14 protein-coding genes, 3 tRNA genes and 1 pseudogene are annotated in these 14,061 nt (G+C 70.1%); 10 read left to right on the top strand and 8 right to left on the bottom strand.

The features are described from left to right. Positions 1-11: 11 nt before the first annotated feature. Positions 12-911 carry a phosphoribosylaminoimidazolesuccinocarboxamide synthase gene (locus LQ326_RS21455; RefSeq protein ID WP_234538895.1) on the top strand — a complete coding sequence of 300 codons (900 nt, stop codon included), beginning with the start codon at positions 12-14 and terminating at the stop codon, positions 909-911. A 72-nt stretch (positions 912-983) separates the two neighbouring features. Here the strand turns inward: LQ326_RS21455 and LQ326_RS21450 are convergent. From LQ326_RS21450 to LQ326_RS21430, 5 genes and pseudogenes are all read right to left on the bottom strand, one after another. After that, positions 984-1,056: transfer RNA gene (locus LQ326_RS21450), tRNA-Gly, on the bottom strand. Between the two features lie 22 nt (positions 1,057-1,078). Beyond that, positions 1,079-1,769: pseudogene (locus tag LQ326_RS21445) on the bottom strand (DNA-binding response regulator). Between the two features lie 264 nt (positions 1,770-2,033). Further along, positions 2,034-2,109 (bottom strand) — tRNA-Gly (locus LQ326_RS21440). A gap of 82 nt (positions 2,110-2,191) precedes the next feature. After that, a tRNA-Gly gene (locus LQ326_RS21435) sits at positions 2,192-2,263 on the bottom strand. 135 nt (positions 2,264-2,398) lie between these two features. Continuing rightward, entirely contained in the window at positions 2,399-2,716 is a 318-nt protein-coding gene (locus LQ326_RS21430; RefSeq protein WP_181803544.1) for a histone-like nucleoid-structuring protein Lsr2, read from the bottom strand. A gap of 326 nt (positions 2,717-3,042) precedes the next feature. Here LQ326_RS21430 and purS point away from each other — a divergent pair, with 326 nt between their 5' ends. From purS to purL, 3 genes are read left to right on the top strand one after another with little or no spacing between them, the layout of a single operon-like run. Continuing rightward, on the top strand, positions 3,043-3,306 hold the full coding sequence (gene purS / locus LQ326_RS21425) for a phosphoribosylformylglycinamidine synthase subunit PurS (protein WP_015659417.1): 264 nt from the start codon (positions 3,043-3,045) through the stop codon (positions 3,304-3,306). Then, complete coding sequence (gene purQ, locus LQ326_RS21420) at positions 3,303-4,007, top strand: phosphoribosylformylglycinamidine synthase subunit PurQ (RefSeq protein ID WP_234538894.1); 705 nt, start codon at positions 3,303-3,305, stop codon at positions 4,005-4,007. The genes purS and purQ overlap by 4 nt, the downstream gene beginning before the upstream one ends. Beyond that, positions 4,004-6,262, top strand: a complete 2,259-nt coding sequence (gene purL / locus LQ326_RS21415; protein WP_234538893.1) for a phosphoribosylformylglycinamidine synthase subunit PurL — start codon at positions 4,004-4,006, stop codon at positions 6,260-6,262. The genes purQ and purL overlap by 4 nt, the downstream gene beginning before the upstream one ends. 61 nt (positions 6,263-6,323) lie before the next feature. On the opposite strand, the gene LQ326_RS21410 is transcribed toward purL, so the two are convergent. Continuing rightward, positions 6,324-6,914: a Uma2 family endonuclease gene (locus LQ326_RS21410; protein ID WP_234539025.1), complete on the bottom strand. Its 591-nt coding sequence runs from the start codon at positions 6,912-6,914 to the stop codon at positions 6,324-6,326. A gap of 120 nt (positions 6,915-7,034) precedes the next feature. Here LQ326_RS21410 and LQ326_RS21405 point away from each other — a divergent pair, with 120 nt between their 5' ends. Then, entirely contained in the window at positions 7,035-7,556 is a 522-nt protein-coding gene (locus tag LQ326_RS21405) for a GNAT family N-acetyltransferase (RefSeq protein WP_234538892.1), read from the top strand. A 12-nt stretch (positions 7,557-7,568) separates the two neighbouring features. Here LQ326_RS21405 and LQ326_RS21400 read toward each other — a convergent pair whose 3' ends face one another. Both LQ326_RS21400 and LQ326_RS21395 read right to left on the bottom strand, forming a co-directional pair. Continuing rightward, positions 7,569-8,033 (bottom strand): Clp protease N-terminal domain-containing protein, encoded by a 465-nt coding sequence (locus tag LQ326_RS21400; RefSeq protein ID WP_234538891.1) that lies wholly within the window; start codon positions 8,031-8,033, stop codon positions 7,569-7,571. Between the two features lie 7 nt (positions 8,034-8,040). Further along, on the bottom strand, positions 8,041-8,244 hold the full coding sequence (locus LQ326_RS21395) for a helix-turn-helix domain-containing protein (protein ID WP_181803533.1): 204 nt from the start codon (positions 8,242-8,244) through the stop codon (positions 8,041-8,043). A gap of 333 nt (positions 8,245-8,577) precedes the next feature. On the opposite strand from LQ326_RS21395, the gene LQ326_RS21390 reads away from it, so the two are divergent. From LQ326_RS21390 to purF, 5 genes are all read left to right on the top strand, one after another. Further along, positions 8,578-8,946, top strand: a complete 369-nt coding sequence (locus tag LQ326_RS21390; protein ID WP_234538890.1) for an effector-associated constant component EACC1 — start codon at positions 8,578-8,580, stop codon at positions 8,944-8,946. Beyond that, on the top strand, positions 8,943-10,970 hold the full coding sequence (locus LQ326_RS21385) for a caspase, EACC1-associated type (protein WP_234538888.1): 2,028 nt from the start codon (positions 8,943-8,945) through the stop codon (positions 10,968-10,970). Before LQ326_RS21390 ends, LQ326_RS21385 begins: the two co-directional genes overlap by 4 nt. A gap of 24 nt (positions 10,971-10,994) precedes the next feature. Then, positions 10,995-11,792: a maleylpyruvate isomerase family mycothiol-dependent enzyme gene (locus LQ326_RS21380; protein WP_234538886.1), complete on the top strand. Its 798-nt coding sequence runs from the start codon at positions 10,995-10,997 to the stop codon at positions 11,790-11,792. A gap of 57 nt (positions 11,793-11,849) precedes the next feature. Then, on the top strand, positions 11,850-12,281 hold the full coding sequence (locus tag LQ326_RS21375) for an META domain-containing protein (RefSeq protein WP_234538885.1): 432 nt from the start codon (positions 11,850-11,852) through the stop codon (positions 12,279-12,281). A gap of 242 nt (positions 12,282-12,523) precedes the next feature. Beyond that, on the top strand, positions 12,524-14,053 hold the full coding sequence (gene purF, locus LQ326_RS21370; RefSeq protein WP_234538884.1) for an amidophosphoribosyltransferase: 1,530 nt from the start codon (positions 12,524-12,526) through the stop codon (positions 14,051-14,053). Positions 14,054-14,061 lie beyond the last annotated feature (8 nt).

The following is a 14,061-nucleotide window of genomic DNA, read 5'->3' as shown; positions in this document are numbered from 1 at the left end:
GGGGAGGAACCGTGTCCGGATTCGTCGAAAAGCCCGAGCCCCTGGAGGTGCCGGGTCTGGTGCATCTGCACACCGGCAAGGTGCGCGAGCTGTACCAGAACGAGGCCGGTGACCTCGTGATGGTCGCCAGCGACCGCCTGTCCGCGTACGACTGGGTGCTGCCGACCGAGATCCCCGACAAGGGCCGGGTCCTGACCCAGCTCTCCCTGTGGTGGTTCGACAAGCTCGCCGACCTGGTCCCCAACCACGTCATCAGCACCGAGCTGCCCGAGGGCGCCCCCGCCGACTGGGCGGGTCGCACCCTGATCTGCAAGTCCCTGAAGATGCTCCCGGTCGAGTGCGTGGCCCGTGGCTACCTCACCGGCTCGGGTCTGGCCGAGTACCAGGAGTCCCGCACGGTCTGCGGCCTCGCCCTCCCCGAGGGCCTGGTCGACGGCTCCGAGCTGCCCGCCCCGATCTTCACCCCGGCCACCAAGGCCGAGGTCGGCGAGCACGACGAGAACGTGTCGTACGAGGAGGTCGCCCGCCAGGTCGGCGCCGAGACCGCCGCCCAGCTGCGCCAGGCCACCCTCGCGGTGTACGGCCGCGCCCGGGACATCGCCCGGGACCGCGGGATCATCCTGGCCGACACGAAGTTCGAGTTCGGCTTCGAGAACGACATCCTGGTCCTCGCCGACGAGGTCCTCACCCCGGACTCGTCCCGCTTCTGGCCGGCCGACGAGTGGCAGCCGGGCCGCGCCCAGCCGTCGTTCGACAAGCAGTACGTGCGCGACTGGCTGACCTCGGCCGAGTCCGGCTGGGACCGCGGGAGCGAGCAGCCCCCGCCGCCGCTGCCGGAGCAGGTGGTCGAGGCGACCCGCGCGAAGTACATCGAGGCGTACGAGCGGCTGACGGGCAACACCTGGTCGTGACGGAGGCGTTCCCGGGCCCTCGGCCCGGGAACGCCGAAGGCCCCCGGCGGAAACCGGGGGCCTTCTCTTCTGAGCGGACGACGAGGCTCGAACTCGCGACCTCAACCTTGGCAAGGTTGCGCTCTACCAACTGAGCTACGTCCGCATGCGCCGTGGCGCGAGAGCAACTATACCCAACCTCGCTCCCGCGTGAGACGCACTGCCGCATGACGGTTCTCGGCACCGGGCTTGGTGACGGCCGAGGAGAGATGGTTCCGCACGGTCCCCGGCGACAGCGCGGCCCGCTCGGCGCTCTCGGCGACCGGTGCGCCGTCGGCCGCCGACGGCGGCGCCTCGGCCTCCCGCGCGGTCGGCTGCGAGTCCCCGGCGGAGATCGTGCCGGCGGCCAACACCGGCTCGACGTAACGGTTTCCGGCGTGCCCGGCCCGGAGGATCCACGCGAGCCGCTGCGCGCTCACCGCTTTCAGGACGCACCCCCGCACCGCGGTCGCCAGGTCCGCTTCGGAGGGCCGGCCCACCCGCGACCGGTGCCGATCAGCAGCTGGCAGCCGGGCAGTTCGGCACGGAGCGATGTGGCGACCCTCACATCATCGGCCCATCGGCGCCGGGCATCTGGAGCTCGGGCACCGCGACATCGGGGCGACGGGCGGCGCCACGGCGGGCGCCTCCGGGCCGCGGGCGACGGGCCCGCGTCGAGGCGGGCGCCTCCGGGCCGGCGGCCGCCTCGGCGACGACGACCAGTTCGCCCTCGCCGAGCCCGGGCAGCGCGGCCAGGGCGCCCCGGGGCAGATGCTCGTCGCCCGCGGGCAGCAGCCGTACGACCGTGGACGTCTTTCCGGCGCTGCAGGTGACGGGCAGCGCGAAGATCTCGCCGCGGGCCACGGAGAAGGATGTTCCGCGGACCGCCTCGAACCCGCCCCGTGGGTACGCGTCGAATCCGCCCCGTGGAGAAGCCCGAGATCTGTGATCTCCATCATGTGTTCCATGTGTTCCCGGTCCATGGCTTCCGCGTCTCCGGGGACGCGGGCGGGACGGAGCCCGCCATGACAAATGCCGGGGGCGGTAAGGGGCCGGAGCACACAAGAAAACCCCAGTCGCATGACCGGGGTTTCCTCTATGAGCTGGAGCGGACGACGAGGCTCGAACTCGCGACCTCAACCTTGGCAAGGTTGCGCTCTACCAACTGAGCTACGTCCGCACTGCTCCCGACCGGCTCCCACCGATCGGTGCGGGCACCAGCCTACCTGATCCACAAGCATCCTCAGGACCGGTGGTGCCAGAGCGGGTGACAGGAATTGCACACTGCGCCTTCCCCCTGGAAGGGGGATGTTCTACTACTGAACTACACCCGCATGTACTCCGTGGGTTTCGGCTTTTCGGCCGCGCCCCTCGGCGTGCTCCAGACATTAGCTGATCAGCAGGGGGGTAGCGCAAGTCGGCTGCCCCCAGGGGTGGCTGACACCCCCTGAGGGCAGCCGGCCGCCCTGTCACTGGGCGGCGCTGAACGCCTCGTACACCTTCTTCGGGATGCGGCCGCGGGCCGGGACATCCATCTTGTTCGCCTGTGCCCAGGCGCGGACGGCCGCCGGGTCGGGGGCGACCTCCGTCTGCTTGAACGCCTTGCCCGACTTCGACCGCTTGCGGCCGGCCACCACGTACGGCTCCAGGGCCTTGCGCAGTTGCTTGGCGTTGGCTTGATTCAGGTCGATCTCGTACGACTTGCCGTCGAGTCCGAAGGCGATCGTTTCCGCCGCTTCCGAGCCGTCGATGTCGTCAAAGAGAGTGACCACGACCTTCTGCGCCACGAATATCGGTCCCTTCGTGTGGCACGTCTTTACAGCTCATCGGCGATGACGGCGATGGCGGTGACGTGCCGAGTATCGGCTATTGCCAATTCATTTGTACAGTGCCTGGCAATACAAAGTGAAGCCCGACTAAATCCGTCCGCGTGTCCCGGCGCAATAGATGTCGTGGGCGAACCCGGGGAACTTTCCCAGAATTTTTCGTGTGGATCCCCCGCTGTCACCCGATCGTGACGCGCCTCACGTAGTTTCCTACAACTCTACCCGCGTAGAAATTCTGTGCGGGTAGTCTGAAGGAACCAGCTCAGCACCACACACCGGGAGTGCAAGTGGCACGCGTCGTAGTCGACGTCATGCTCAAGCCGGAGATCCTCGACCCCCAGGGCCAGGCGGTCCAGCGTGCGCTGCCGCGCCTGGGTTTCGAAGGCATCTCCGACGTACGTCAGGGAAAGCGATTCGAACTGGAAGTTGACGGGCCGGTCGACGAGGCCGCGCTCGCCCGCATCCATGATCTTGCGGAATCCTTCCTCGCCAACACCGTGATCGAGGACTTCACCGTCAAGGTGGAGGAAGTCGCGGAGGCGGCGAAGTGACCGCTCGTATTGGCGTCGTCACTTTCCCGGGAAGCCTCGACGACCGTGACACCCAGCGCGCGATCCGTCTCGCGGGCGCGGAACCGGTCGCCCTCTGGCACAAGGACAAGGACCTTCACCAGGTCGACGCGGTGGTCCTTCCCGGTGGTTTCTCCTACGGCGACTATCTGCGGGCCGGCGCCATCTCCCGCTTCTCGCCGGTGATGGAGACGGTCATCGAGCAGGCGAAGGCCGGGCTGCCGGTCCTCGGTATCTGCAACGGCTTCCAGGTCCTCACCGAGGCGCACCTGCTGCCGGGCGGAATGCTGGGCAACGACCACCTCCACTTCATCTGCCGCGAGCAGAAGCTGCGGGTGGAGAACGCGGCCACGGCCTGGACGGCCGACTACCGCGAGGGGCAGGAGATCTCCATCCCCCTGAAGAACATGGACGGCCGCTACGTCGCCGACGAGTACACGCTCGACCAGTTGGAGGCCGAGGGCCGGGTCGCGTTCCGGTACGTCGTCGGCGGCGAAGCCGGTGACGGATACGGCAACCCCAACGGCTCGCTCCGCGACATCGCCGGCATCACCAATGAGGCCGGGAACGTCGTCGGCCTCATGCCGCACCCCGAGCACGCCGTCGAGCCGCTGATCGGCACGGGCCGCACCGACGGCCTTCCCTTCTTCACCTCGATCCTCAAGAAGCTGGTGGGCGCATGAGCCGGACGCCTCTGGACACGGTCGAGCACGCGGCCGCGACCCCCGACGTCGAGCTGCCCTGGGCCGAACTCGGCCTGAAGAAGGACGAGTACGAGCGGGTGGTGGAGATCCTCGGCCGCCGCCCGACCGGCGCCGAGCTGGCCATGTACTCGGTCATGTGGTCCGAGCACTGCTCGTACAAGTCCTCCAAGGTCCACCTCCGCCAGTTCGGCGAGAAGGCGCCCCAGTCGGACGCCCTGCTCGTCGGCATCGGCGAGAACGCGGGCGTCGTCGACGTCGGCCAGGGCTACGCGGTCACCTTCAAGGTCGAGTCGCACAACCATCCGTCGTACGTCGAGCCCTACCAGGGCGCCGCGACCGGTGTCGGCGGCATCGTCCGCGACATCATCGCGATGGGCGCCCGGCCGGTGGCCGTGGTCGACCCCCTGCGGTTCGGCGCGGCCGACCACCCGGACACCAAGCGCGTCCTGCCGGGTGTCGTCGCCGGCATCGGCGGCTACGGCAACTGCCTGGGCCTGCCCAACATCGGCGGCGAGGTCGTCTTCGACGCCTGCTACCAGGGAAACCCGCTGGTCAACGCCGGTGCCATCGGCGTGATGCGGCATGAGGACATCCACCTCGCCAAGGCCTCCGGCGCGGGCAACCAGGTCATCCTGTACGGCGCCCGGACCGGCGGCGACGGCATCGGCGGTGCGTCGATCCTCGCGAGCGAGACCTTCGACGACGCGAAGCCCTCCAAGCGCCCCGCGGTCCAGGTCGGCGACCCCTTCCAGGAGAAGCTCCTCATCGAGTGCACCCTGGAGGCTTTCCGGGAGAAGCTCGTGGTCGGCATCCAGGACCTCGGCGCGGCCGGTCTGTCCTGTGCCACCTCCGAGCTGGCCTCGAACGGCTCCGGCGGCATGACCGTCACCCTCGACGACGTCCCGCTGCGCGACTCCACCCTCTCGCCCGAGGAAATCCTCATGAGCGAGTCGCAGGAACGCATGTGCGCGGTGGTGGAGCCGGCGAAGGTGGACCGCTTCCTGGAGATCTGCGCCAAGTGGGACGTCATCGCGACGGTCATCGGCGAGGTCACCGACGGCGACCGGCTCGAGATCTTCTGGCACGGTGAGAAGATCGTCGACGTCGACCCGCGCACGGTCGCCCACGACGGCCCGGTCTACGAGCGCCCCTACGCCCGCCCGTCCTGGCAGGACGAGCTCCAGGCGGACGACGCGAACAAGCTCGCGCGCCCGGCGACGAGCGAGGAGCTGAAGGGCCAGATCCTCCGGCTGGTGGCCTCCCCCAACCAGGCCTCCAAGAAGTGGATCACCTCCCAGTACGACCACTTCGTGCAGGGCAACACGGTCCTCGCGCAGCCCGAGGACTCCGGCATGATCCGCGTCGACGAGGCGACCGGCCTCGGCGTCGCCATCGCCACGGACGGCAACGGCCGTTACGCCAAGCTCGACCCCTACACGGGCGCCCAGCTCGCCCTGGCGGAGGCCTACCGCAACGTGGCGACGACCGGCGCCAAGCCGCTCGCCGTCTCCGACTGCCTGAACTTCGGCTCGCCCGAGGACCCGGCGGTGATGTGGCAGTTCGCCGAGGCGGTGCGCGGCCTCGCCGACGGCTGCCTCCAGCTGGGCACCCCGGTGACCGGCGGCAACGTCTCGCTCTACAACCAGACCGGCGAGGCGGCCATCCATCCGACCCCGGTGGTCGCGGTTCTCGGCGTGATCGACGACGTCGCCCGCCGCACGCCGGTCGCCTTCCAGGAGGAGGGCCAGCTGCTCTACCTCCTCGGCGACACGCGGGAGGAGTTCGGCGGCTCGGCCTGGTCCCAGGTCGTCCACGACCACCTGGGCGGCCTGCCCCCCAAGGTGGACCTGGAGCGTGAGCGCCTGCTCGCCGAGATCCTGATCTCCGCCTCCCGCGACGGCATGATCGACTCGGCACACGACCTGTCCGACGGCGGTCTGATCCAGGCCGTGGTCGAGTCCGCGCTGCTCGGCGGCAAGGGCGCGCGGCTGGTCGTACCGGACGGCCTCGACGCCTTCACCTTCCTCCTCTCCGAGTCGGCCGGCCGCGCCGTCGTCGCGGTCCCGCGCTCGGAGGAGGTCCGCTTCAACGACATGTGCGGTGCGCGGGGCCTGCCGGCGACCCGCATCGGTGTCGTGGACGGCGACTCCGTCGAGGTCCAGGGCGAGTTCGAACTCACCCTGGCCGAGCTGCGCGAGGCGCACGAGGGCACGATCGAGGCGCTGCTGGCGTAGTCCGGCCGTACGACGACGAAGACCCCGCCCGGGTTCAGGTTCCGGGCGGGGTCTTCGCGGTTCACCGCACGTAGTTCTTGAGGATCTCCGTGTCCAACTCGATGCTCATCGGCTCGGGGACGCACACCTTCTCGCCGAACTTCGAGGTGTGGACATCGCGATAGCCGCCGACCTGCCGGTCCGGATTGCTGTGCACCGTGACCGTGCAGGAGTCCCGGTCGATCAGGAGATACAGCGGGATTCCGACCTGACCGTACGCGGTCGGCTTCTCGTGCCGGTCCCGCTTGTCGGTGTCCGAGTCGTACGAGGTGACCTCGACGACCATGAGTGCGCCGTCCGGGTCGGCCCACTCGCCGTGCCCTGCGAAGTGCGCCTCGGGCGCGAGCACGGCATCGGGCTTCGCCCTGCCTTCTCGGTAGGCCTCGACCCGGAGTCCTCGGCCCTGGTAGAGGTCCAGGTCGGGCCTGGCCTGCATGCAGCGCCGGGCCAGCCAGGTCACGACGGTGTCGTGATCTCCGTCCGCCGCCGTCCTGACTTCGATCCGTCCGCCTGCGAACTCCAACGTGACGGTCTCGGGAGCGGCGGAGGCGATCGTCTCGAACCCCGCGAAGCCATGCCTGGGCTCGCCGTGGCGTACGTGTACGCACCGCAGCCGCACCCACCGGCCGTCGCGATCATCACGGTCACTCACGACGACACGGAGGACCACCCGTGGGATTGATCAAGGGGCCGGAACCTTTCGGGTTCGAGCCGGACACCGCATCCTTTTGACATGCACTTGCGTGACGTCACCCCGGACGATGTGGCCGCCTATGTCCGCATGCGCTGCGACCCCGTGATGATGAGGGACCTCGGCGGGCCGTTGCCGAGGGACGGGATGGAGGACAAGGTGCGCCGGGATGCCGAGGAGGCGGCGGCCGGTACCTCCTGGATCAAGATGATCGTCCCTGATCCGGGCGCTCCCGAGGTCGTCGCGGGGGGTGTGTGCGTCTGGGCGCACGACGAGGGCGGGGAGCCGGTCTCGGAGATCGGGTGGATGGTGCTGCCCGAGTTCCAGGGGCGCGGGCTCGGCAAGCTCGCCACCCGCGCGCTTCTCGAACAGGCCCGGGACGAGGACCGCTGGGGCGACATCCATGCCTTCCCGGCGACGGTCAACGGCCCCTCCAACGGCATCTGCCGCTCCCTCGGCTTCCGCCTTCTCGGCGAGGTCGACGTCGACTTCGCCGACCGGGTCATCCACAGCAACCACTGGGTGATCACCCCGGCTTCCGACCTCGCCCCTGACCGACGCTGAGGGCCCGACGCCTCAGCGCTCCGTCTGCCGGATGCGGGCGCGGACGGCCGTGCGGTCGATGCCGAGCTCTGTCAGCAGTTCCGCCACGGGATCCGGCCGCCGGCAGTCGAGCAGGGCCAGCAGCAGGTGTTCCGGTGTGATGCGGCGACTGCCGGCCTTCCTCGTCTCGGCCAGGGCGTGGGGGAGCACGGCGCGGGCGCCCGATGTGAGGGGTGTGCGCTTGCGTGACGCGGGAATCGGTGCCCGCTCGATCCCTCGTACGTCGATGCCGACCACGGCCAGCGCGGACCGGTCCAGGGCGTCGAGGGCGGCTCGTGCGGTCTCCAGGTCGGTACCGAGGGCCCGGACCGCGCCCGGATCGTGCAGCACTCCCAGCAGGAGGTGCTCGGTACCGATGCGGCGGTCGCCGCGCAGCTTGGTCTCTTCGAGCGCCGACGCGACGGTCGCCCGGGCCTCTGCCGCAAATTGTTCGAACATGGTCGTCTCACTTCCCGTACTTGGCGTGGACGGACTGCCGGGAGACGCCGAGGGCGTCCCCGATCTGCTCCCAGGACCAGCCCTGTTCGCGGGCGCGCACGACCGCTGCCGCCTCGACCTGCTCGGCCAGTCGGTGCAGGGCACCCACGGCCCGCAGTCCCACCGCGGGGTCGTGCGACCTGAGGCGCTCCGAGAGCTCTTGTGCTTCCATGTCTGTCAGTCTGGATTGACGGATCGAGGTTGTCAACCCAGACTGACAAGGAGGCTTTCGGTGTGTCGCCCTTACTTGCGCCACCGCCGACTCGCCGAGGGCGAGAACATCGAGGACACCGAGGCCGTCGCCGCCGGTGCGCCGGAACGGGCCGGCGCCGCCTTCGGCCTGGTCGGGAAGGGCTTGCGGGGATATGCGGTGAAGGAGTGGAGTCAGCTCTTCGGGGGCAGTCGTGTCACCGCTACCCTCCGGAAAAGTGACTTGCCAACTGCCGATGTCCATGGGGTAGTTGGAGGGCGGGCGCATCCGTGAGCGAGCTGGGGGAGCAGCCGGATGGAGATCAGGTTCGAAGCGGCGGGATCCGCGCGCGAGGAAGAACTGCTGTCCCTGTACGACTGGTTGGCGGCCGACCGCGCCTTGCGAGGCCAGGTCCGGGTGACCCGGGTGGCGGAGGCCGGGGCGGGCGCGGGCCGGATGGGCCCCGGCCTGGACGCCGTTCTCGCGGTGCTGTCCACCGTGAGCAGCGTGGGCCAGCTCCACCTGTCGTATCTGGCCTGGCTGCGGAGCCACCGGCCCCGCAGCCGGGTCAGCGTCGAGATCACCGGGGATCCCGACCAGGTGGCGGAGCTGATGCGCAGGTTCGCGGAAGCCGACGACGCGGCCGACGACGCGGCCGACGACGCGGACGGGGAGCCGCGGTGACGGACAGCACGCGGACGTCCGCCGTCGAGAGTTTCGGCCGGATCGACCCGGAGCGCTCCGCCTGCGTCCTGATCGGCGTGGACGACTACAGCCGCCTGGATCCGCTGCGCAGCGTCCGTCTCAACCTCAAGGAGCTGCGCGCCGCGCTCACCGACCCGGATATCTGGGGCATCCCCGACGACGAGCGGAAGCGAATCCGGACGGTCGCCAACCCCGCCTCCCCGGCCGAGCTGGTCGGCCCGATCCGCGAGGCGGCCGCGCTCGCCGAGGACACGCTGATCGTCTACTACGCCGGTCACGGGCTCATCGACCGCCACGAACGGCAGCTGCTGCTCACTCTGCCGGACTCGGTCGAGGACCAGCCGGACACCTGTGTCCGCTCCGGCGACGTCCGCCGCGCCATCCGCGACACGGGTTCCGCCCTGCGCCGGGTCCTGATTCTCGACTGCTGCTTCAGCGGCCACGTGCTGACAGAGATGACGGACGGCCACGGCCAGGACGTCCAGGTGGCCGTGTCGACGCTGCGGGACGTCGAGGGGGCGTACGTCATGACCTCCGCCCCGCGTGACCGCCCCTCCCACGCCCCCGACCCCAAGCGCTGCACCCTGTTCACCGGCGCCCTCGTCGACGTCATGCGCCAGGGACTGCCGGACGGCCCGGAGATGCTCGGCCTGCGCGACCTCTTCCTGGAGGCCAGGAGACGTATCCACGCTCTCAAGCCCGAGGTCCCGCAGGAACCGCAGGACGAGGACCACAACGGTGTCGGCGGCCTCGACTTCGTCCACAACGCCGCCAAAGAGCCCCGGTGGCCCCCACAGGTCCCTCCGCCCCCTCCCACGCGCTGGCAGCGCCTGCGCACCCCCGTTCTCTCCGTGACCGCGGGCGCCCTCGGCGTCGCCCTCGGTCTGGGTATCCCGCCCCTCGTCCACTGGTGGCACGACACCCATCCGGCCGCCGCCGCCGGCCCCTGCGCGGCTCCCTCAGCGGACGACCCCGCGGCACCCCGCGCCGTGCTGCTCGATCACTCCGACGCGTTGAACAAGCAGAACGTCAAGTACGAGGACATCTACGGCCTGTCCGCCCTGGCCCTCGTGTCCCAGGGCAAGGAGGTCGAGGCGCTCGCGCTCGCCGACAACGCCCCGGGCCGGGTCTGGCCCGTCACCCTCGGGTCGCCGTTCAAGCTCGCTCTCCGCGCAGGCACGGCCGTGCCGCTGCGCCGTGCGGACGGGACGAAGTTCCCGATCGACGGCGACTGGTACGACGGTGAGGGCATGGTCATCGAGAAGGGCGGCAAGACCATGCTGATCTCTTCGGAGACCGGCCCGGCCATCCGCCGCTTCGACATCGCCACCGGCCACCAGGTGGGCAAGGACTTCCCCATCCCGAAGAAGCTGCGCTACGCCCCCGAGGGTTCCGCGCAGACCGGCCGCAGCATCGAGTCCCTCGCCGTCACCCCGGACGGCCGTCACCTCTACGCCGGCTGGGAGGGGCCCCTGGCCGACGACGGCGACACCCGGGGCCGGGGCATCATCCGCATCCAGCGCTACACGGGAACACCCGGCGGCGCCTACACCCCGGACGGGCAGTACGCGTTCCTCGCCGAAGACGGCATGTACCTGTCCGAGCTGACGGCCATCGACGACAACGGCGGCCTTCTGGCCCTCGAACGCCAGTACACCGCCGGTCTCGGCTCGGAGATCCGGATCGCACAGCTCTCCCTCACCCACGCCCAGGACGTCACCAAGCTGAACTCCCTGTGGCATCAGTCCGCCAAGATCTTCGCCACCGACGAACTGGTCGTCGACATGGCGACCTGCCCCGCGGGCGGCCCCGGCGCGGTCGCCGTCCCGGCCTCGACCCCCCAGCACCCGCTCCTCGACAACGTGGAGGGCATGGCAATCGGCGCCCCCTGGAAATCCGGCACGTACAAGGGCTGGCACCCGCTCTACCTGGTGTCCGACGACAACGACAGCGAAACCCAGATCACCCGCTTCTACTCGCTCGCAGTGAAACTGCGCTCATGAACGACGATGAATAGGCTCACCGCCATGCCCCAGGCCAAGAAGCGCGCCCGCAGTTACGACCCGGCCAGAACCCGCGCAGCGGTCCTCGCCCAGTTCTCGAACGTGCGGGACGCCGTCCCCGCCCTCACCCCCGAGCAGCTCGCGCTCCCCACCCGGCTGTCGGGGTGGACCGTGCGGGAGCTCGTCGCCCACATCGGCATGGCGCTCACCGCCGTCCACCGGGCCCTGGAGCTGCCCGAGCCGGCCAAGGCCGACGCGGTCCTCCTCGACTGGCCGTTCGGGACCTCCGGCAACGCCACCGCCATCGCCGACTTCACCCAGCGCCTCGCCGCCGGCCACGCCGACCTCGGCGCCTACCTCGCCGACGCCGACACAGGCCTCCGCGCGCTGCTCGCCGCGCACCCCGGCACCCGGCTGCTCGCCACCAACGCCGGCGCGCTCTCCCTCGACGACTACCTCGTCACCCGGGCCGTGGAGCTGGTCGTGCACACCGACGACCTCAACGCGGCGGTCCCGGGACTCGGCATCCCCTACGACCGGCAGGCACTCGCCGCCTGCACCCGGCTGCTCGCCGACGCGCTCGCGGTCAAGGCGCCCGGCGGCTCCACCGAGGTGCGGGTGCCGCCGTACGCGGTGGTGCAGTGCGTCGAAGGGCCCCGGCACACCCGGGGGACCCCGCCGAACGTCGTCGAGGCCGACCCGCTGACCTGGATCCGGCTGGCCACCGGGCGGCTGGCGTGGCAGGAGGCCGTGGCGGACGCCAGGGTCAGCGCGAGTGGGGAGCGGGCGGACCTCGGGGCGTACCTGCCCGTCATGCGATGAGGGAACCGATCACCCCGTGCGGTCCGTCGAACCGGTATGTACGGGTGGAAACGGCGCATGCGCCGTATGACCCTGACGGCGGCGGCCGCGGCCCTGCTCGTTCCGCTCGCGACGGCCTGTGGCAGTGAGAGAGGTGGATCCGTGGAGAGCCGACCGCCGGTGACCGGGATCGACTGGACCGTCGACAGCGTGACCGTCGACGGCACCACCCAGCGCGCCCCGGCGCACGCCCATGTGAAGATCGAGGACGGGCGGGCGGCCGGCAGCCTCGGGTGCAACCAGTTCAGCGCCACGGTCCAGATCACGGACGACCGGATCCGGCTGAGTCACACCCGCACCACCCGGATGGCCTGCGACAGCGCCAGGATGGCCTTCGAGCGCGCCCTCGCCCGCACACTCACCGCCGGACCGCTGACCATGAAGGGCGAGGACCGGAAACTCACCCTCACCACGGCCGGCGGCGACCGCGTCCAGCTGTCCAGGACATGACCGTGACGTCCGTGCGGCCCGCCCGGCGGTCCCCGAATGATGTGCGACACCTCACTCAGAGATACGGTGTCAGGGGGTTGCGCGGGCCCCGGTCCGCGCGAACCGGCGCCGCCTGGAGGAACCTCTCACCGGGCTGACCTGCGGAGACGGAGAAAGCCACCAGCGGGTCCGCCGTCGTAGATCCATTACGGCCGGGTATCCCCAATTCGGACCAGTGGTCGACCTCGCCTACACTCGGTACCGTGCCACGTGGTGACGGTCTCCTCAATCACGATCTGCTCCCCGGCGAGAAGGGCCCCCAGGACGCTTGCGGCGTCTTCGGTGTCTGGGCTCCCGGTGAAGAGGTCGCCAAGCTCACGTACTTCGGGCTGTACGCCCTCCAGCATCGGGGCCAGGAGTCCGCGGGTATCGCGGTCAGCAACGGCTCCCAGATCCTCGTCTTCAAGGACATGGGACTTGTCTCCCAGGTCTTCGACGAGACCTCTCTCGGCTCGCTCCAGGGTCACATCGCGGTCGGTCACGCCCGCTACTCGACCACCGGGGCCTCCGTGTGGGAGAACGCCCAGCCGACGTTCCGCGCCACCGCGCACGGCTCGATCGCGCTCGGCCACAACGGCAACCTGGTCAACACGGCGCAGCTCGCCGAGATGGTCGCCGAACTCCCGAAGGACAACAACGGCCGGTCCACCCGGGTCGCGGCCACCAACGACACCGACCTGCTCACCGCCCTCCTCGCGGCCCAGGTCGACGCGGACGGCAAGCCGCTGACCATCGAGGAGGCCGCGCACGCGGTCCTCCCGAAGGTGCGCGGCGCCTTCTCCCTCGTCTTCATGGACGAGCACACCCTCTACGCCGCCCGCGACCCGCAGGGCATCCGCCCGCTGGTCCTCGGCCGGCTGGAGCGCGGCTGGGTCGTCGCCTCCGAGTCCGCCGCGCTCGACATCTGCGGCGCCAGCTACGTCCGCGAGATCGAGCCTGGCGAGTTCGTCGCCATCGACGAGAACGGTCTGCGCTCCTCACGATTCGCTGCCGCGAAGCCCAAGGGCTGCGTCTTCGAGTACGTGTACCTGGCCCGCCCGGACACCGACATCGCCGGGCGGAACGTCTACCTCTCCCGCGTGGAGATGGGCCGGATGCTCGCCAAGGAAGCCCCGGCCGACGCCGACATGGTGATAGCGACCCCGGAGTCCGGCACCCCCGCCGCCATCGGCTACGCGGAAGCCTCCGGCATCCCCTTCGGCAACGGCCTGGTCAAGAACGCCTACGTCGGCCGGACCTTCATCCAGCCCTCGCAGACCATCCGGCAGCTCGGCATCCGTCTGAAGCTGAACCCGCTGAAGGAAGTCATCAAGGGCAAGCGCCTGGTCGTCGTCGACGACTCGATCGTGCGCGGCAACACCCAGCGGGCCCTCGTGCGGATGCTCCGGGAAGCGGGCGCGGCCGAGGTCCACATCCGGATCTCCTCGCCGCCCGTGAAGTGGCCGTGCTTCTTCGGCATCGATTTCGCCACCCGCGCCGAGCTCATCGCCAACGGCATGACCATCGAGGAGATCGGCACCTCGCTCGGCGCCGACTCCCTGGCGTACATCTCCATCGACGGCATGATCGAGGCGACCACCATCGCCAAGCCGAACCTCTGCCGCGCCTGCTTCGACGGCGAGTACCCGATGGAGCTCCCGGACCCCGAGCTGCTCGGCAAGCAGCTCCTGGAGACCGAGCTGGCGGCCGGTCCGGCAGCCACGGCCGCGGCCGACGCGATCCGTCGCCCGTAAGCCCCGTC

This window comes from Streptomyces shenzhenensis, assembly GCF_021462265.1.
In the GTDB taxonomy this organism is placed as follows: domain Bacteria; phylum Actinomycetota; class Actinomycetes; order Streptomycetales; family Streptomycetaceae; genus Streptomyces; species Streptomyces shenzhenensis.
Note: the sequence above shows the minus strand (reverse complement) of the source record. Positions and strands in the feature narration are given on the sequence as shown.

Coding starts and splice junctions, on each gene's coding strand:
- LQ326_RS21395 (WP_181803533.1), bottom strand. CDS start 8,244: ATGGAAGCACAAGAGCTCTCGGAGCGCCTCAGGTCGCACGACCCCGCG.
- LQ326_RS21380 (WP_234538886.1), top strand. CDS start 10,995: ATGCCCCAGGCCAAGAAGCGCGCCCGCAGTTACGACCCGGCCAGAACC.
- LQ326_RS21390 (WP_234538890.1), top strand. CDS start 8,578: ATGGAGATCAGGTTCGAAGCGGCGGGATCCGCGCGCGAGGAAGAACTG.
- LQ326_RS21400 (WP_234538891.1), bottom strand. CDS start 8,033: ATGTTCGAACAATTTGCGGCAGAGGCCCGGGCGACCGTCGCGTCGGCG.
- LQ326_RS21405 (WP_234538892.1), top strand. CDS start 7,035: ATGCACTTGCGTGACGTCACCCCGGACGATGTGGCCGCCTATGTCCGC.
- purL (WP_234538893.1), top strand. CDS start 4,004: ATGAGCCGGACGCCTCTGGACACGGTCGAGCACGCGGCCGCGACCCCC.
- LQ326_RS21375 (WP_234538885.1), top strand. CDS start 11,850: ATGCGCCGTATGACCCTGACGGCGGCGGCCGCGGCCCTGCTCGTTCCG.